This is a genomic window from Rhodosalinus sp. FB01, from assembly GCF_041365715.1.
Lineage (GTDB): Bacteria > Pseudomonadota > Alphaproteobacteria > Rhodobacterales > Rhodobacteraceae > Rhodosalinus.
Genome location: NZ_JBGFSH010000012.1, coordinates 15,321 through 33,006 on the forward strand (window position 1 = coordinate 15,321; position 17,686 = coordinate 33,006).

The 17,686-nt window shown below is 68.5% G+C and carries 18 protein-coding genes; 13 read left to right on the forward strand and 5 right to left on the reverse strand.

Annotation, left to right across the window (positions count from 1 at the left end; translation table 11 throughout):
• Window positions 1–61 precede the first annotated feature (61 nt).
• From AB6A65_RS14715 to AB6A65_RS14725, 3 genes are read left to right on the forward strand one after another with little or no spacing between them, the layout of a single operon-like run.
• Window positions 62–487 carry a YeeE/YedE family protein gene (locus tag AB6A65_RS14715; protein WP_371039149.1) on the forward strand — a complete coding sequence of 142 codons (426 nt, stop codon included), beginning with the start codon at window positions 62–64 and terminating at the stop codon, window positions 485–487.
• Window positions 487–921: a DUF6691 family protein gene (locus tag AB6A65_RS14720; protein WP_371039150.1), complete on the forward strand. Its 435-nt coding sequence runs from the start codon at window positions 487–489 to the stop codon at window positions 919–921. The genes AB6A65_RS14715 and AB6A65_RS14720 overlap by 1 nt, the downstream gene beginning before the upstream one ends.
• An 11-nt stretch (window positions 922–932) precedes the next feature.
• Complete coding sequence (locus AB6A65_RS14725) at window positions 933–1,361, forward strand: TIGR01244 family sulfur transferase (RefSeq protein ID WP_371039151.1); 429 nt, start codon at window positions 933–935, stop codon at window positions 1,359–1,361.
• An 18-nt stretch (window positions 1,362–1,379) separates the two neighbouring features.
• On the opposite strand, the gene AB6A65_RS14730 is transcribed toward AB6A65_RS14725, so the two are convergent.
• From AB6A65_RS14730 to AB6A65_RS14750, 5 genes are all read right to left on the reverse strand, one after another.
• A complete protein-coding gene (locus AB6A65_RS14730; RefSeq protein WP_371039152.1) occupies window positions 1,380–2,543 on the reverse strand; it encodes a hypothetical protein in 1,164 nt (387 codons plus the stop codon).
• Window positions 2,544–2,619: 76 nt separating this feature from the next.
• Window positions 2,620–5,316 carry an ATP-binding protein gene (locus AB6A65_RS14735; protein WP_371039153.1) on the reverse strand — a complete coding sequence of 899 codons (2,697 nt, stop codon included), beginning with the start codon at window positions 5,314–5,316 and terminating at the stop codon, window positions 2,620–2,622.
• Entirely contained in the window at window positions 5,316–5,585 is a 270-nt protein-coding gene (locus AB6A65_RS14740) for a hypothetical protein (protein WP_371039154.1), read from the reverse strand. The genes AB6A65_RS14735 and AB6A65_RS14740 overlap by 1 nt, the downstream gene beginning before the upstream one ends.
• On the reverse strand, window positions 5,582–5,950 hold the full coding sequence (locus tag AB6A65_RS14745) for a response regulator transcription factor (RefSeq protein WP_371039155.1): 369 nt from the start codon (window positions 5,948–5,950) through the stop codon (window positions 5,582–5,584). Before AB6A65_RS14745 ends, AB6A65_RS14740 begins: the two co-directional genes overlap by 4 nt.
• Window positions 5,951–6,027: 77 nt before the next feature.
• Window positions 6,028–7,335, reverse strand: a complete 1,308-nt coding sequence (locus AB6A65_RS14750) for a helix-turn-helix domain-containing protein (RefSeq protein ID WP_371039156.1) — start codon at window positions 7,333–7,335, stop codon at window positions 6,028–6,030.
• A 215-nt stretch (window positions 7,336–7,550) separates the two neighbouring features.
• Between AB6A65_RS14750 and AB6A65_RS14755 the strand changes: the two genes are divergently transcribed.
• The 10 genes from AB6A65_RS14755 to accC all read left to right on the forward strand — a co-directional run bounded on the left by AB6A65_RS14755 (window position 7,551) and on the right by accC (window position 17,680).
• Window positions 7,551–8,897 (forward strand): substrate-binding protein, encoded by a 1,347-nt coding sequence (locus AB6A65_RS14755; RefSeq protein ID WP_371039157.1) that lies wholly within the window; start codon window positions 7,551–7,553, stop codon window positions 8,895–8,897.
• 91 nt (window positions 8,898–8,988) lie between these two features.
• A complete protein-coding gene (locus tag AB6A65_RS14760; RefSeq protein ID WP_371039158.1) occupies window positions 8,989–10,020 on the forward strand; it encodes a branched-chain amino acid ABC transporter permease in 1,032 nt (343 codons plus the stop codon).
• A 4-nt stretch (window positions 10,021–10,024) separates the two neighbouring features.
• Window positions 10,025–11,251 (forward strand): branched-chain amino acid ABC transporter permease, encoded by a 1,227-nt coding sequence (locus AB6A65_RS14765; RefSeq protein WP_371039159.1) that lies wholly within the window; start codon window positions 10,025–10,027, stop codon window positions 11,249–11,251.
• Window positions 11,252–11,263: 12 nt separating this feature from the next.
• Window positions 11,264–12,019 (forward strand): ABC transporter ATP-binding protein, encoded by a 756-nt coding sequence (locus AB6A65_RS14770; protein ID WP_371039160.1) that lies wholly within the window; start codon window positions 11,264–11,266, stop codon window positions 12,017–12,019.
• Window positions 12,020–12,031: 12 nt separating this feature from the next.
• Window positions 12,032–12,790 (forward strand): ABC transporter ATP-binding protein, encoded by a 759-nt coding sequence (locus AB6A65_RS14775; RefSeq protein WP_371039161.1) that lies wholly within the window; start codon window positions 12,032–12,034, stop codon window positions 12,788–12,790.
• Window positions 12,791–12,857: 67 nt separating this feature from the next.
• A complete protein-coding gene (gene acs / locus AB6A65_RS14780) occupies window positions 12,858–14,807 on the forward strand; it encodes an acetate--CoA ligase (protein ID WP_371039162.1) in 1,950 nt (649 codons plus the stop codon).
• Window positions 14,808–14,908: 101 nt separating this feature from the next.
• The gene (locus AB6A65_RS14785; RefSeq protein ID WP_371039163.1) at window positions 14,909–15,181 is read left to right on the forward strand and encodes a glycine zipper 2TM domain-containing protein; all 273 of its coding nucleotides are present in this window, start codon (window positions 14,909–14,911) and stop codon (window positions 15,179–15,181) included.
• Window positions 15,182–15,263: 82 nt separating this feature from the next.
• Window positions 15,264–15,719, forward strand: a complete 456-nt coding sequence (locus tag AB6A65_RS14790; RefSeq protein ID WP_371039164.1) for a hypothetical protein — start codon at window positions 15,264–15,266, stop codon at window positions 15,717–15,719.
• Window positions 15,720–15,827: 108 nt separating this feature from the next.
• Window positions 15,828–16,322 (forward strand): acetyl-CoA carboxylase biotin carboxyl carrier protein, encoded by a 495-nt coding sequence (gene accB / locus AB6A65_RS14795; protein WP_371039165.1) that lies wholly within the window; start codon window positions 15,828–15,830, stop codon window positions 16,320–16,322.
• Window positions 16,323–16,330: 8 nt separating this feature from the next.
• Window positions 16,331–17,680 (forward strand): acetyl-CoA carboxylase biotin carboxylase subunit, encoded by a 1,350-nt coding sequence (gene accC / locus AB6A65_RS14800; RefSeq protein ID WP_371039166.1) that lies wholly within the window; start codon window positions 16,331–16,333, stop codon window positions 17,678–17,680.
• The last annotated feature ends 6 nt before the right edge of the window (window positions 17,681–17,686 follow it).

Here is a 17,686-nt window from a genome sequence, read left to right on the forward strand (position 1 = left end):
GGACGCGCGATCCCGCGCCGGGGCTGCGATTGCCTGACAGGGACATAAGGGAAACGCGACGATGGAACAGGACTGGATTTGGGGCCTGATCGGCGGGCTGCTGATCGGCTCGGGGGGTGCCGTCTATCTTCTGGCCAACGGCCGGATCATGGGCGCAAGCGGCATCCTCGGGGGGCTCGTGGATGGCTCGGGACGCAGCGACGCGTGGGAGCGCCTTGCCTTCCTCGCGGGCGTGGTGCTGCTGCCGGTGCTGCTCTACCCGCTCTACGGCGCGGTCGAGACGAACGTGACGTCGAACTGGGCGGTGCTGATCGCCGCCGGCCTGCTGGTGGGCCTCGGCACCCGCATCGCCAACGGCTGCACCTCGGGCCACGGCGTCTGCGGGATCTCCCGGTTCAGCCTGCGCGGGATCGCCTCGACCGTGGGCTACATCCTTGCCGGCGGCGTCACGGTGCTGCTTTTCCGCCATGTCTGGGGGATCATCTGATGCGACACGTCTTCGCCTTTCTCGCAGGCGGGCTCTTCGGGGCCGGGCTTTTTGTTTCGGGCATGACCGACACAGCCAAGGTGCAGGGTTGGCTCGACATCTTCGGCGACTGGGATCCGACGCTCGCCTTCGTGATGGGCGGCGCGATCATTCCCATGGCGATCGCCTGGCGGCTGGCCGGACGCCGCCGGACACCGGTCCTGGGCGGGACGTTCCCGCCCCCGCCCCCCGTGCGTCTCGACCGGCGCCTCGCCGCGGGCTCCGTCATGTTCGGCATGGGCTGGGGGCTTGCCGGCCTCTGCCCCGGACCGGCCGTGGCATCGCTGAGCTATGGTGGCGTCGGCCACTGGGTCTTTTTCGCGGCGATGATCGCGGGCATGATGGTGTGGCCGGTCCTGCGGGGCGCGCTGGAGCGCCCCGTGGCGGCGGAATGAGGAGAACGAGCATGGACATTCGCCAGATCGACGCGCGCTATCACGTCTCGCCCCAGATCGCGGCCGAGGACGCCGAGGCGCTCGCCGAGGCGGGCTTCACCCGGGTGATCTGCAACCGGCCCGACGCCGAGGTGCCGCCGAGCCACCAGGCGGAGGCGATCGGCGAGGCGGTGCGGGCCGCGGGCCTCGAATTCGAGGTCTTGCCGCTCACCCATGAGACGATGTCGCCCGAGAACGTGGCCCGGCAGGCCGCGCTCGTGGACACGGCGCCCGGAAAGGTGCTGGCCTACTGCGCGTCCGGCACACGCTGCACGGTGGTCTGGGCCCTCGGGCAGGCGAGGCGACAGTCTCCCGAAGAGATCCTTTCCGCCGCGGCGCAGGCGGGATACCGCATCGACGGGCTTCGGCCCACGCTCGACGCGCTTGCCGGGCGCGGCTGAGGCGCCGCCGCACGCGGGCTAGGCGTTCCCGGCCCCTGTGTCCGTGTCGTCAGATGCGAGGGCGTCCATGTCGAAGGGCGCCCTGTCGCCGTCCGTGAAGGCGCTTGCCTGCACGGGCTCGAAGTCGAGCGGGGGCAGGTCCGGCAAGTCGAAGGGGTCGCTTTCGGGCGCAGATGGCTGCGTCCTGGCCGGCGGCTCGGCCTCCTCGATGGGTGGCAGCGCCACCTCCGGCGGGGACGGGTCCTGCGGGCGGTCCGTCCCGCTCTCGTCCGTGGGGGTCTCTTCCGGCGTGTCGGCGGCGTCCTGCACATCCGGCAGCCCCTTGGGCCGCCCCGGCAGGCGCACCGCGCGCATCCCCTCCACCCGGCCGAGCCGCACCTTGCAAAGCACGCGGCCGTCCGGGGCCTCCATCTCCGCCGACTCGAGCGCGCCGCCGGGAATGGCGAAGCGCTCGCCCGGCGCCAGCCGCCCCACGCGCGCGATCGGAATTTGCAGGCGATGCAGCACCACGCGCAACTCCGCCGTCGCGCGAAGCGCCGCCTCCGCGAGGCGCGGCGGCTCCGCGTCGCGCCTCGCCGGGGCGGGCGGATCTTCGGGCTGCGGCAGCGCCAGCGTCAACGTGCCCGTCCGCGCGCCGCCGCCCAGTTCCAGCGAGAAACGGAACTGCCGGTAATCCGGCGCCTGGAGCGCGCGCGTCAGCGTTCGCAGATCGGGAAGCCAGGCCCCGAACCGCATGCCCTTGACCCAGGCGGCCTCCGCGCTGCCGGAAAGATCCGTCGCCGCGCGTTCGAAGAGGCCGTCGATCAGGGGTTGCGCGAGCGCCGCGTCGGTGGCGGTGAAAGCGCGTTCTTCCGCGGCCCGGTCGGTCACCCGGCCGGTCGTCTGCTGTTCGATCAGGGCGGCGAGCGCCGAACGGTCGAGCGTCAGGACGCCGGCCGCGCCCTCCGGCCCCTCGACCAGCACCAGGAGCGCGTCGTCGTCGAGCCCGTCGACGAGAGCCTCCTGGTCGAGACCTTCCTGCGCGACATCGGTGACCACGAGATCGAGGCCCAGGCGGCGTTCTGCCACGCGCGCCATGGCGAGGCGAAGCGCCCGCGCGGGCGACATCGCGCGCGCCTCCGCCTGGCGGCGGCCGGCCCGCGCCTTCCGGCGTAATGCTGCGTTCTCTACTGTCTCGGCCATGATCCGTTCACCCGCCCACGCGAGTCCTTCCCAAAGCGAGCCTAGAAGCGCTTCGTTACCGACCGGTTGACCGGGCTCATTGCGCGGCCATCGCCGCGCGGGCGGGCAGGCCGAGCCGGAAGGCCGCGCCGCCCTGGCCGGGCAGGTAGGTGATCGTCCCGCCGAGACGACCCATGATCTCGCGGCAGATCGCGAGGCCCAGCCCGGCGCCCCCCGCCTTCTGATCGCCGACCCGGGCGAACTTCTCGAAGATCACGTCCTGCGCGTCCACAGGTATACCGGAGCCATTGTCGATGAAATCGACGATCAGAAGCCCGTCGCGTTCCGCGACGCGGATCGAAAGCTTCGGCGCGTCGGCGTCGCAGTACTTGCGCGCGTTCGCCACGAGGTTGATGAACACCTGGCTCAGCCGGTCGAGGTCGGTGACGAGGCGCAGATCCTCCGCATCGCGGTCGCGGCGGACCTCCAGACGCGCGCCGGCGGCCTCTCCGGCAAGGGCGGTGGCCACCGCATGATCCAGAAGGTCGGCCAGCCCGCCCTCGCGGATGTTGAGGCTGACCTGCCCGTTCTCGAGCACGCTGAGATCCAGCAGATCGTCCAGAAGCCGGGTCAGCCGCAACGCCTCGTCGTGGATGATCGAGGCGTATTTCGCCTGGTCCCGCTGCTCGAGCCCGCCCGCGTCGCGCAGGATTTCCGAGAAGGCGCGGATGGAGGTCATCGGCGTTCGGAGCTCATGGCTGATCTGGCTGAGGAAGGCGTCCTTCTGGACGGAAAGCCGCGTGAGCTTCTCGTTGGCCTCGCGAAGCTGGCGGGCGGTGCGCGCGAGTTCGCGGCGCTGGGACTCGAGCTTGGCGGAATACTCCATCATCTGCGCGGTCTCGTCGGCCACCGCCATCAGCTCCTCGACCGAGACGGTCAGCCCGCCGACGATCTGCCCCACCATGGCGTGGGCGGTCGCCGCGCCCACCGAGCCCGCAAGTTCGCGTTCCAGCACCTCGAGGAACTCGGGCGTGGGCTCGGGCAGGTAGCCGCGCAGCCCCTGCCGCCCCGCCTCGCGCCGGAAAAGGGCCTGTGCCTCCGCGGCCCCGAGGATGCGCTGGGCCATCACCATGAGGTCCTCGGTCTGCGCCGCGCCGCCGCGCCAGCCGCGCGGGCTGCCCGCCGCGTTGAGCGCGCTGACGAACTGCGCGCCCTGCAGCCGCTCGAGCGGTTGCGGGAAGCTCAGAAGCGAGACCGCCAGGAACACCGCCGTGTTGAGCGCGAGGCTCCACAGCACGGAATGGATGAGCGGGTCCATCCCGTCGATGCCGAAAAGCGCATGCGGCACGAGCCACCCCTGCCCCAGGATCCCGTCGGCCATGACGCCCGCGCTCAGCACCACACCGGGCCCGAAACTCGGCAGGAAGCTCGTGTAGAGCCAGACCGCGAAGCCCGTCAGAAGCCCCGCCAGCGCGCCCGCGCGGGTGGCGCCGCGCCAGAAAAGGCCGCCCACCATGGCCGGCAGGACCTGCGCGAGCCCCGCGAACGCGACGAGCCCGATGGCCGCGAGCGCGGTGCCCCCGCCCGAGAGCCGGTAATAGAGGTAGCCCAGGAACACGACCCCCACGATGGAGACCCGCCTGGCCAGGAGCACCACGTGGCGCACATCGCCCGACCGCGTCGCCCCGCCCCCTGCCGCGCGCAGCCAGATCGGCATCACGATGTGGTTGGACACCATGGTGGAGAGCGCGATCGCCGCGACGATCACCATGGAGGTCGCCGAGGAAAAGCCCCCCAGGAAGGACAGCATGGCGAGCGTCTCCTGCCCGGAGGCCAGCGGAACGGTCAGGACGAAGAGATCCGGGTTCGCGCCCGCCGGCATGAGGTCGAGCCCGACGACGGCGATCGGCACCACGAAAAGGCTCATCAGCAGCACATAGGCCGGAAAGGCCCATGCGGCGGTGCGCAGATGGCCCTCGTCCTCGTTCTCCACCACCATGACGTGGAACATGCGCGGCAGGCACAGGAAGGCCGCCGCGGAGAGGAAGGTCAGCCCCGCCCAGCGCGCACCGTCGATCTGCCAGCGGGCGAGCTCGGGGCTCGCGTCGATCCGGTCGAGCATGGACGACGGCCCCCCGCCGAGGCCCCAGACGACGAAGACGCCCACGGCGAGCAGCGCGCAGAGCTTGACCACCGCCTCCACCGCGATGGCCATGACCACGCCGTGGTGGCGTTCGTTCACGTCGAGGTTGCGGGTGCCGAAGATCACCGTGAAGAGCGCGAGGCCCGCCGCGACCCAGAGCGCCGTCGCGTCGGCATCCGCTGACGGCGGGCCGGTCGGATCGGGATGGGCGAAGGCCGCGAAGGACAGCGTCACGGATTGCAGCTGGAGCGCGATGTAGGGCGTGGTGCCCACCACCGCGAGAAGCGTCACCGCCACGGCGAGCACGGTCGACTTGCCGTAGCGCGAGCTGATCAGGTCGGCGACCGAGGTGATGCGCTGCGCCCGCCCGATGCGCACCAGCTTGCGCAACCCCCACCACCAGCCGAGCATGATCAGCGTGGGACCGAGGTAGATGGTGAGGTATTCCAGCCCCGACCGCGCGGCGTAGCCGACCGCGCCGTAGAAGGTCCACGCCGTGCAATAGATCGACAGCGAGAGCGTGTAGACCCAGGGCCCGCGCAGCCAGCCGACGCGGCCGCGCCACGCGGCGCGCTCCGCCGCGGCGGCGACGAGAAAGAGGAACGCGACGTAGCCGAGGCAGACCGCGACCAGCAGGTTCAGCGACGGCATCAGTCCGGCTCCGCGCCGTCCCCGTGGCGCTCGCGGATGTCGCCCAGCCGCCGCGACAGCAGGGCAGCGGCGAGGATCAGCAGCGCCCAGACCGCGAAGAGATAAAGCATCGCCCGCGAGGTCGAGACCTCGCCGCCCTCCCCGCGCCAGAGCAGCGGCAGCGCGAAGAGGCACGCACCCAGGATCGGCAGCAGCCGTGCCGCGTCGGCAAGCCGCCGCGCGCGGTAAAGCTCGCGCTGAAGGAACACCGGTGGCGACCGATCCGTCACGACGGCACCATCGCGCGCACCGCGTCGAGAACCTCGGTGTTCGAGAAGGGTTTCGTCATGAACCGCGACGCGCCGGCCCGCTCGGCCATCTCGCGGTCCTTCGCCTGGCCTCGCGCGGTCAGCATGAGCACGGGCAGGTCGTCGAGCCCCTCGGCCTCGCGCAGGTCGCGCAGGATGTCGTAGCCGGAGCGGCCGGGCAGCATCACGTCCAGGATCAGCAGGTCGGGCCGCTGCGCGCGGATCACGTCGAGCGCGTCATGCCCGTTGGCGTGCGTGTGCACGCGCCACCCGTCGCGCGACAGGATGAAGCTGATCGCCTCGATGATGTTCGGCTCATCCTCGATGACGAGGACACGCTTTCCCATCCTATCCTCTCCTCCCACGCCGCGATTGCCGCGGTCTCGCGTTTTCGGTCGAGTAAACACCACTCCTTCGGCGCAAGTCAAAAACCCTCTGCCAGGATCGAGGGCTCGCGCCGGCCGGGACAGGCGGGCTGCGGGCAGATCCGGCAGCTCACGCCCACCGGCAGGGCCGGAGCGTCTTCCGCGGCGGAGGGCGCGACGGGCACGATCAGCATGGTCGCCTCGAAAAGGCCGGGACGGTCGAAACCGGCCGGGGACGCGGGCTGGGCCACGGCAAGCCCGCGGAACAGGCGCGGGCCGGCGCCCGCCGGCGCCATCAGGCGCGCCACCGGCTGCGCCGGCCGCGACAGCGCCTCGAAAAGCGGCCAGTAGGGGCAGCCCGCCCCGAACCGCGGCAGCGCGAAATCGTCGAGCGGCTTGCGGAAGGTGAGCGTGCCTGCCCCGTCGCAGATCACCAGGCCAAGCGGCGCGGGCACGAGATCCGCGGGCAGCTGGGCGAGGCGTCGCATGGCGGCGGCAAGATCGGTGCCGCTTGCCCGTGCAAGCGCCGCCGGATCCGGGCCGTCGCGCGCTACCACCCGCGCCACCCTGGAAAGCGGCATCGCGACCGCGTCGGCCCGATACCGCTCCAGAAGCCGCCGCGCCGTGGCGCGCGCGGCGGTCGAAACCGGCGCCGCATCACCGTCCAGCAGCGCGTCGATATCGGCCGACGGCCCCTCCAGCTCGCCGAAGTGGTAGGCACGCCCGCCGAAAAACGCCTCAAGCTCTTCCTGCGGCGATGTGAGGTTCGCGCCGTCCTCGCCCGCCGCGTCGAGGAAATTCACCAGCCCCTGCACCGCCCCCGCCAGGCGGCGGCTATCCTCGTTGAGGTTGCGGTGGAAGCGGTCCTGCCACTCGGGCTCCAGCTCTCCGGTCTCGGCCAGGATCGCCGCGGTGGACCGGATCGCCGTCACGGTCGACAGCACCTCGTGCATGGACGCCGCGAGGTGCGGATCATGGGTCAGGCGGTCCGACAACGACTCGACCGTGCGCTCGAGCGCGTCGATGCGCCGTCGCGCATCCACGAGCAGTTCCGCCCAGCCGGGGAAGCGTCCGGCGAATTCCTCCGCGCGGTCGAGCTCGGCGCTGTGACCTCCGCGCCGTGCGGCGGCTTCGCGCAGCCCGGCCACGAGCGCGGCCTCCGCGCCCTCGCTCAGAAGGGAGGATTGCACGCCAAGCGCCTCGGCGATGGACAGCAGCAGCTTGCCGCCGATTCTCCGGCGGTTGTGCTCGATCAGGTTCAGGTAGCTGGGCGAGATCCCGGCAAGGCGGGCCAGTTCGGCCTGCTTCAGCCCGGCCATCACGCGCCGCTCCCGGATACGGGTGCCGGTGAGGGCCTCGGGCGTCATCGCCAAATCCTCCGCAATTCAAAGGCTTTCTGCACTGCCGAATAATATCTTTACAGTCCGCAACGTCAGCCTGTGTAGATATTTACAAAAAAGTTCATTCTTTCAAGACAGTTGTTGCGACGTTTTCTTTTATTGCGTGATACTGGCTTTGCACAGAAGTGCTCGCGCCGGGGAAGAGAGGAGTCCCGGGCGCACTCATGTACTGGGAGGATGACATGTCCAAGACCAACCTCACGCGCCGCGGCGTGCTGAAGACGGGTGCCGGCGCGGGCGCGGGCCTCGCGCTGCCGACGATCTTCACGGCGAGCTCGGCTCACGCCTTCACGAACGAGCCCACGGGCAGCACGGTCACGCTCGGCTTCAACGTGCCCCAGAGCGGGCCCTACGCCGACGAGGGCGCCGACGAGCTGCGCGCCTACGAACTGGCCGTCGAACACCTCAACGGCGAGGGGGATGGCGGAATGCTCCGCACCTTCAGCTCCAAGGCGCTGGAAGGCAACGGCATCCTCGGCAAGAAGGTGGAATTCGTCACCGGCGACACCCAGACCAAGTCGGACGCCGCGCGCGCATCGGCCCGCTCGATGATCGAGAAGGACGGCGCCATCATGATCACCGGCGGCTCGTCCTCGGGCGTGGCCGTGGCCGTGCAGGCGCTCTGCCAGGAGGCGGGCGTGATCTTCATGGCCGGCCTCACGCACGCCAACGACACCACCGGCAAGGACAAGCGCGCGAACGGCTTCCGCCACTTCTTCAACTCCTACATGTCGGGCGCGGCCCTCGCGCCGGTGCTGGCGAACGCCTACGGCACCGACCGCAAGGCCTATCACCTGACCGCCGACTACAACTGGGGCTACACCACCGAGCAGGCCATCAAGGAAAGCACCGAGGCGATGGGCTGGGAGACGGTGAACGCGGTGAAGACGCCGCTGGGCGCCGGCGATTTCTCGTCCTACATCACGCCGGTGCTGCAATCGGGCGCCGACGTCCTCGTGCTGAACCACTACGGCGGCGACATGGTGAACTCGCTCACCAACGCCGTGCAGTTCGGCCTTCGCGAGGCGCAGGCCAACGGCAAGGACTTCCAGATCGTCGTGCCGCTCTTCTCGCGCCTCATGGCGCGGGGCGCGGGCGAGAACATCAAGGGCATCTTCGGCTCGACCAACTGGCACTGGTCCCTGCCCGACGAGGGCAGCCAGGCCTTCGTGCGCTCCTTCGGCGAGAAATACGGCTTCCCGCCGAGCCAGGCCGCGCACACCTGCTATGTCCAGACGCTGCTTTACGCGGACGCAGTCGCTCGGGCCGGCAGCTTCCAGCCCTGTGCCGTGGTCGAGGCGCTCGAGGGCTTCGAGTTCGACGGGCTCGGCAACGGTCCGACCCTCTACCGGGCCGAGGATCACCAGTGCTTCAAGGACGTGCTCGTGGTGAAGGGCAAGGAGAACCCGCAATCCGAGTTCGACCTGCTGGAGATCGTCGAGATCACGCCTGTGGACCAGGTCACCTACGCCCCGGATCACCCGCAGTTCGCGGGCGGCTCGCTCGGCAGCTGCAACAACGGCGCCTGATCCAACCGCGGGGCGCGGGCGCCACGGCGCCCGCCCCTTCCCGCGCCGCCGCCGCGCGCGGCGCGTCCCGACAACATGAGAGGCGGGGGCCATGGACGCGATAATCCTGCAAATCCTCAACGGGCTCGACAAGGGCTCGGCTTACGCGCTGATCGCGCTCGGTCTGACGCTGATCTTCGGCACGCTCGGCGTGGTCAATTTCGCGCACGGCGCGCTGTTCATGATCGGCGCCTTCGTCGCCGTGACCGTGTCCTACGTGCTCGGTCTCTCCTTCGAGACGGTCGATCCCGAGCGGGTCGACTTCCTCGGCAATCCGCTCAAGGTCCAGAACACCTACGTCGAAGAGTGGTTCGGGCCCCAGCTCGGCGGCGCCATCATCGACTGGTCGGTGCCCATCTCCATCCTCGTCGCGATCCCGATCATGGCCTTCGTGGGCTACGCGATGGAGCGCGGCCTCATCCGCTACTTCTACAAGCGCCCGCACGCGGACCAGATCCTCGTGACCTTCGGACTTGCGATCGTGCTGCAGGAGATCATCAAGTTCTATTACGGCGCGAACCCCATTCCGACGCCCGCGCCCGACGCGTTCAAGGGATCGTTCGATTTCGGCGTGCTGCTTGGCTTCGATCCGAACACGATCCTCTACCCGTACTGGCGGCTGGTCTATTTCGGCTTCGCCATGATCGTGATCGCGGCCGTCTTCGCCTTCCTGCAATTCACCACCTTCGGCATGGTCGTGCGGGCAGGCATGGCCGACCGCGAGACGGTGGGCCTGCTGGGCATCGACATCGACAAGCGCTTCACCGTCATGTTCGCGATCGCCGCGATCGTGGCCGGCCTTGCCGGGGTGATGTACACGCCAATCCTTTCGCCCAACTACCACATGGGCATGGATTTCCTGGTGCTGAGCTTCGTGGTCGTGGTCGTGGGCGGCATGGGAAGCCTGCCGGGCGCGGTGCTCGCGGGCTTCCTTCTGGGCATCCTGCAAAGCTTCGCGTCGATGTCGGAGGTGATCTCGGTGCTGCCGGGCATCAACCAGATCATCATCTACCTCGTCGCCATCATCGTTCTGCTGAGCCGTCCGCGTGGCCTCATGGGCCGCAAGGGCGTGATGGAGGAATAATCCAATGCTCGGACTCAACCGCAAGGATGCGACGCTTTTCCTCGTCGTCTTCGCCCTGGTGCTTTTCGCGCCCTTCCTGCTGAACCCCTTCCCGACGGAATCCGGCCTGGCGCAATTCAACGCCGGCTACCCGGACCTGATGCAGCGCTTCGTGATCTTCGGGATCTTCGCGATCGGCTTCAACATCCTGTTCGGGCTCACCGGATATCTTTCCTTCGGTCACGCGGCCTTCCTCGGCGTGGGCTCCTACGCCGGGGTCTGGATGATGAAGCTGCTGACCATGAACGTGATCCCGGCGATCCTCATCTCCGTCGTGTTCGCGGGCTTGCTCTCGCTGATCATCGGCTGGATCTCGCTGCGCCGGTCGGGGATCTACTTCGCCATCCTGACGCTGGCCTTCGCGCAGATGTGCTACGCGCTGGCCTACTCGGTGCTCACGCCCGTCACGGGCGGCGAGACGGGGCTGCAACTCAGCCTCGACGATCCGCGCGTCATCGGGGCGAGCGCGACGCCGGATGGCAACATCCCCGTCCCGCACCTCTTCGGGCTGGAAATGAACGACAACACGCAGCTCGCCATGGGCGAGTGGGTGTTCACCTTCTCCGTCGGCTACTACTTCGCGGCGCTGCTCATGCTGGTCGCGTTCTACCTCGCGATCCGGCTGTTCCGCTCGCCCTTCGGGATGATGCTGCGCGCGGTGAAGTCGAACCAGCAGCGGATGAACTATACCGGTCTCAACTCCAAGCCCTATACCCTGGCCGCCTTCGTGATCTCCGGCATGTATGCCGGCCTCGCGGGCGGGCTGATGGTGGCGATGGACCCGCTTGCGGGGGCCGAGCGCATGATCTGGACCGCCTCTGGCGAGGTGGTGCTGATGACCATCCTCGGCGGCGCGGGCACGCTGATCGGGCCGGTGCTCGGCGCCGGGCTGATCAAGTATCTCGAGAACATCCTGTCGAAGATCAACAAGGGCGTGCTGGAGCAGTGGTTCGCCTTCATGCCCGACGGGCTCTCCGACATCATGGTGACCATCATCTACCCCTTCGTGGGCAAGGGCTGGCACCTCACCCTCGGCATCATGTTCATGCTCGTCGTGATCTTCCTGCCGGGCGGCCTCGTGGAGGGCGGGCAGCGCATCGCGCGGCTCTTCCGCCGCAAGAAGAAGAAGACCGCGGGCTCCGGCGACGACCCGGAGCATCACCCCAAGCCCCAGCCGCACGTGGCCGAGTGAGGAATACGCATCATGGGAATCCTCGAAGTCAAGGACGTCAACAAGCGCTTCGGCGGCCTGAAGGCGCTTTCCGAAGTCAATCTCTCGGTCCGGGAGAACACCGTTCACGCCATCATCGGACCGAACGGCGCGGGCAAGTCCACGCTGCTGAACTGCCTCGTGGGCAAGCTGATCCCCGACACCGGCTCGGTGATGTTCGACGGCCAGTCGGTGCTGGGGCGCAAGCCCTACGAGATCAACCAGATGGGCATCTCGCGGGTGTTCCAGACGCCCGAGATCTTCGGCGATCTCACCGTGCTCGAGAATGTCATGATCCCGTGTTTCGCCAAGCGTGACGGGATGTTCCGGATGCACGCCTACGAACACATGCTGGACGAGCACGACCTTGTCGCCAAGGCAGAGGAAATGCTGCACGACGTCAACATGCTGGACAAGCGCAACATGCACTCCGCATCGCTGTCGCGGGGGGACAAGCGCCGGCTGGAGATGGCGATGTGCCTGGTGCAGGAGCCACGCCTCCTGCTTCTGGACGAGCCCACCGCGGGCATGAGCCGCGCCGACACCAACAACACGATCGACCTCCTGAAGGAGATCAAGGAGAAGCGCGACATCACCATGGCGATCATCGAGCACGACATGCACGTCGTCTTCAGCCTCGCCGAGCGGATCACCGTGCTCGCCCAGGGCACGCCGCTGGTCGAGGACACGCCCGAGAACATCAAGGGCCATCCGAAGGTGCAGGAAGCCTATCTCGGCGAAGCCGCGTAAGGAGACTCTGTCATGAACGTCAAACCCGACTTCTCCAAGAACGCCAACATGGCCGAGACGGCGCCCGCCTTCCTCTCGGTCTGGGACATGCACGCCTATTACGGCGAAAGCTACATCGTGCAGGGCATCAGCTTCAACGTCCACGAGGGCGAGATCCTCGCGCTTCTCGGCCGCAACGGCGCGGGCAAGACCACCACCCTGCGTTCGCTAGCGCGGCTCGACAACCCGCAGGTGACCCACGGGGAGCTCTGGCTCGACCACCAGCCTCTGCACAGGATGAAGGCCCACGAGGCCTCGACCATCGGCGGGCTGGGCCTGGTGCCGGAGGATCGGCGAGTCATCGCTGGCCTGACGGTCGAGGAAAACCTGCAGCTGGCGCAGATCGCGCCGCCTGTCGGCTGGTCGCTCGAGCGGATCTACGATCTTTTTCCGCGTCTCGGGGAGCGCCGCAAGCAGGAAGGCGTGACGCTGTCGGGGGGCGAGCAGCAGATGCTGGCGATCGCCCGCGCGCTCGCCCGCGACATCAAGCTGCTGCTTCTGGACGAGCCCTACGAGGGTCTCGCCCCGGTGATCGTGGACGAGATCGAGCGCACGCTTCACACCGTGAAGGAGCAGGGGATGACGACGATCCTGGTGGAGCAGAACGCGGTGCGCGCGCTGCAACTGGCCGACCGGGCCGTCATTCTTGACACGGGCTCCATCGTGTTTGACGGTGCCGCGACGGAGGTCCTCGAGAACGAGGAACTCCGCGCCGAATATCTGGCGATCTGAGCCGGATCGACCGCCCCTGGCCGGCTGGACGCGGGAACGGGCGGGAAAAAGGACGAGGGGAGGAGCAATGACCGACACCTATCCGCCTTCCGCGGAAACCATTTCGCGCGCGCATGTCACCGCAGAAACCTACGAGAAGATGTATGCCGAAAGCGTTTCGGACCCCGAGGGGTTCTGGAAGCGCGAGGCGATGGAGCGGGTCGACTGGATGACGCCCTTCACAAAGGTGAAGGACGTCAGCTTCGATTTCGGCAACGTTCACATCAAGTGGTTCGAGGACGGCACGCTGAACGTGGCGGCCAACTGCATCGACCGGCACCTCGAGACGCGCGGCGACCAGACCGCGATCATATGGGAGCCCGACGAGCCCGACGATGACGCGCAGCACATCACCTACCGGGAACTGCACGGGCAGGTCTGCAGGATGGCGAACGTGCTCAGGTCGCTCGGCATCGGCAAGGGCGACCGCGTCGTGATCTACCTGCCGATGATCCCCGAGGCGGCTTACGCCATGCTCGCCTGCGCGCGCATCGGCGCGATCCATTCGGTGGTCTTCGCGGGCTTCTCGCCCGACGCGCTGTCGGCCCGCGTCAACGGATGCGACGCGAAGCTGGTCATCACCGCGGACAGCGCACCGCGCGGCGGGCGCAAGACCAAGCTCAAGGACAACGTGAACCAGGCGCTGCTGCGCGACTTCGACGAGGTCAAATGCCTCGTCGTGCGGCGCACCGGCGACCAGGTGGCCTGGCGCTCCACGGGCGATTACTGGTGGCACGAGGAGGCCGAGAAGGTCGACGACGACTGCCCGCCCGCGGAAATGAACGCGGAGGATCCGCTCTTCATCCTCTACACCAGCGGGTCGACCGGCCAGCCCAAGGGGGTCGTGCACAGTTCGGGCGGCTATCTCCTCCATGCCGCGATCACGCAGCAGATCACCTTCGACTACCACGACGGCGACATCTTCTGGTGCACCGCGGACGTGGGCTGGGTGACGGGGCACAGCTACATCGTCTACGGGCCGCTGGCGAACGGCGCCACGACGCGGATGTTCGAGGGCGTGCCCACCTACCCCGACGCGAGCCGCTTCTGGCAGGTCTGCGAAAAGCACAAGGTCAACCAGTTCTACACCGCGCCCACCGCGATCCGCGCGCTGATGGGCCAGGGCGACGAGTTCGTCACGAAATGCGATCTGTCGTCGCTGCGCATTCTCGGGACCGTGGGCGAGCCCATCAACCCCGAGGCGTGGAACTGGTACAACACCGTCGTCGGCAAGGGGAATTGCCCGATCGTGGACACCTGGTGGCAGACCGAGACAGGCGGCCATCTCATCACGCCGCTGCCCGGCGCCCATGCCACGAAGCCCGGCTCGGCCATGCGGCCCTTCTTCGGCGTCCAGCCCGTGGTTCTGGATCCGCAGTCGGGTGAGGAAATCGATGATTTGCCCGCCGAGGGCGTGCTGGCGCTGAAGGACAGCTGGCCCGGCCAGATGCGCACCGTCTGGGGCGATCACAGCCGGTTCGAGGCGACCTACTTCCAGCAATACAAGGGCCACTATTTCACCGGTGACGGCTGCCGGCGCGATGCGGATGGCGACTACTGGATCACCGGGCGCGTGGACGACGTCATCAACGTCTCGGGCCACCGCATGGGCACCGCGGAGGTCGAATCCGCACTCGTGGCGCACGCCAAGGTGGCCGAGGCCGCCGTCGTCGGATACCCGCACGCGATCAAGGGTCAGGGGATCTATTGCTACGTGACGCTCATGAACGATGTCGAGCCCTCGGACGAGCTGCGCAAGGAACTGCGCGACTGGGTCCGCCAGGAGATCGGGCCGATCGCGTCTCCCGACCTCATCCAGTGGTCGCCGGGCCTGCCCAAGACGCGCTCTGGCAAGATCATGCGCCGCATCCTGCGCAAGATCGCCGAGAACGATTACGGCAGCCTTGGCGACACCTCGACCCTCGCGGACCCCGGCGTGGTGGACGATCTGATCGACAACCGGATGAACCGGGAGTGATCCCGCACGGCGCGCGCCCAGAGTATGCGCCGCTTGATCGCGGTCATTGCGCGAGGGTGGCTTTAGGCGCACCCTTGCGACCGATCGAAAGGAGATCCCCGATGCGACGACTGTCCCTCGCCTTCACCTGCACCGCGATGCTGGCCGTTTCGGCATGCGAGAACCTCACCCGAGAGGAGAGGGTTGTCGTGGGCGGACTGACCGGCGCGGCGGTCGGGCTCATCACCGCGCGGGAACTGACCGACGACGATGACTGGGTCATCATCGGCACGCTGACCGGCGCGGCCGCCGGCGCGCTCATCGCCCGCAACCGCGACACCGGTCGGTGCGCCTACGCCACGCGCGGCGGCGGCTACCGCGTGGCCCCCTGCTGAAATCCGGGACGCGTTAAGGTTTCGTCAAGGCGCGCCTGCGACAAGGGGTGCGGGGGTTCGAACGGAACGAAAGCGTGTCCCGATGTCCTTTCTGGGGTCTTCCATCTTTCAAGCCGCGCCGCACGCCGCCACCTACCCGCTCTCGCTTCCCGCGGCCCCTGCGCCGCAGGCCACCGACACCCGCGTGGCTCCCACACGAGGTGGCGACGGCGCCGGTCTCGATCACGACCTGCGCCGTTACGGCGCGCCCCAACGCGCCCGCCGCGACGGCCACAGCGCGCCGCCCTCGATCCTGCAGATGAAAATCGACAGCCTGCTTCGCGAACAGGCCGAACGGCGTGCGGACGAAGCAGCTGAGGCTGCCGCGCGAAATCCGTCGCAGCGGACCGACGCGGCGGCCCTGCGCCCCGACTTGGCCGTCGGGGCAGGCACCGAAACGCCGGCCGAGGACCGCGAAGGCGCAGGGGCCGCTCGCCCCGCCCCGCCGCCGGCCGTGACCCCGACCGACGCCCCCGGCGCCCCGCGGAAGGGGGTCTGAGCCGGCGATCACGCCGCTTTCCTCGCCCCGGGCCATGCCCTATACACGGCCAAATCAGGAGGGGGCGGCGCCGGGCGGGCACGCCCCGGGGCAATGGCCGAGGACGACATGACGACACACACGCACGACGACGACGTGGCCTTCATTCGCGCGCTGGCCGAACTGCTGCGGGAAACCGATCTCACCGAGATCCAGGTGGACCGGGCCTACGGCGAGGCGGACACGCTGAGCGTCGTGGTCAGCCGCGCAACACAGGCGCAGCCCCAGCTCGTGCAGGCCCCTGCCCCGGCCCCCGCGCCGTCGCCGGCCCCCGCGCGGGACGCCGCCGCGCCCGCCGAGGCCGCCACGCCCGACGACCTTGCCAGCCACCCGGGCGCCGTGACCTCGCCCATGGTGGGCACGGTCTACATGCAGCCCGAGCCCGGCGCCCCGCCTTTCGTGAGCGTCGGCACCGGCGTCTCCGAAGGTGATACCCTGCTCATCGTCGAGGCGATGAAGACCATGAACCACATCCCCGCGCCGCGCGCGGGCACGGTCAAGCGTATCCTCGTCGAGGACGGCTCGGCGGTGGAATACGGCGCACCCCTCGTGATCATCGAGTGAGCCGCGCCATGTTCGACAAGGTCCTCATCGCAAACCGGGGCGAAATCGCGCTTCGCGTGATCCGTGCCTGCCGCGAGATGGGTATCGCCAGCGTCGCGGTCCATTCCACGGCCGACGCCGACGCGATGCATGTGCGCATGGCGGACGAAAGCGTCTGCATCGGTCCGCCCTCCGCGACGCTGAGCTACCTGTCGGTGCCGGCGATCATCTCCGCCTGCGAGGTCACGGGCGCGCAGGCGATCCATCCGGGCTACGGTTTCCTGTCCGAGAATGCGCAGTTCGTCCAGATCGTCGAGGATCACGGCCTCACCTTCATCGGCCCGTCGGCCGAACACATCCGCGTCATGGGCGACAAGATCACCGCCAAGGACACGATGAAGGCGCTCGGCGTGCCTTGCGTGCCCGGCTCGGAGGGGGGTGTCACCTCGCTCGAGGAGGCGCGCGCGCTCGGCGCGGAGATCGGCTATCCGGTGATCGTGAAGGCGACCGCGGGCGGCGGAGGACGCGGCATGAAGGTCGCCCGCTCGTCCGAGGAGATGGAGCGCGCGTTTCGCACCGCCCGCGCCGAGGGCAAGGCCGCGTTCGGCAACGACGAGGTCTATATCGAGAAATACCTGACCACCCCGCGCCACATCGAGGTTCAGGTCTTCGGCGACGGCAAGGGCCACGCCGTGCATCTGGGCGAGCGCGACTGTTCGCTCCAGCGGCGCCACCAGAAGGTCTTCGAGGAGGCGCCGGGCCCCTGCATCAGCCCCGAGGAGCGCGCGCATATCGGCAAGGTCTGCGCGGACGCCGTGGCCCGGATCGGCTATTCCGGCGCGGGCACCATCGAGTTTCTCTACGAGGCGGGCGAATTCTATTTCATCGAGATGAACACGCGCCTTCAGGTCGAACACCCCGTGACCGAAGCGATCTACGGCGTCGATCTCGTGCGAGAGCAGATCCGCGTGGCCGAAGGCTACCCGCTGTCCTTCATGCAGGACGACCTCGCCATCAACGGCCACGCCATCGAGGTGCGCATCAACGCGGAGCGCCTGCCCGATTTCGCCCCGTCCCCGGGGCGCATCACCCAGTATCACGCGCCGGGCGGGCTGGGCGTCCGGATGGATTCCGCGCTTTACGACGGCTACGTGATCCCCCCCTTCTACGACAGCCTGATCGGCAAGCTCATCGTGCACGGGCGTGACCGGGCAGAGGCGATGGCGCGGCTGAACCGCGCCCTCGGGGAGCTTATCGTGGACGGCGTGGACACCACGATCCCGCTTTTCCGACGCCTGCTCGACGCGCCGGCCGTGCAATCGGGCGATTACACAATCCACTGGCTGGAGACATGGCTGGAGACGACCCTCGACGCCTAGCGCAGG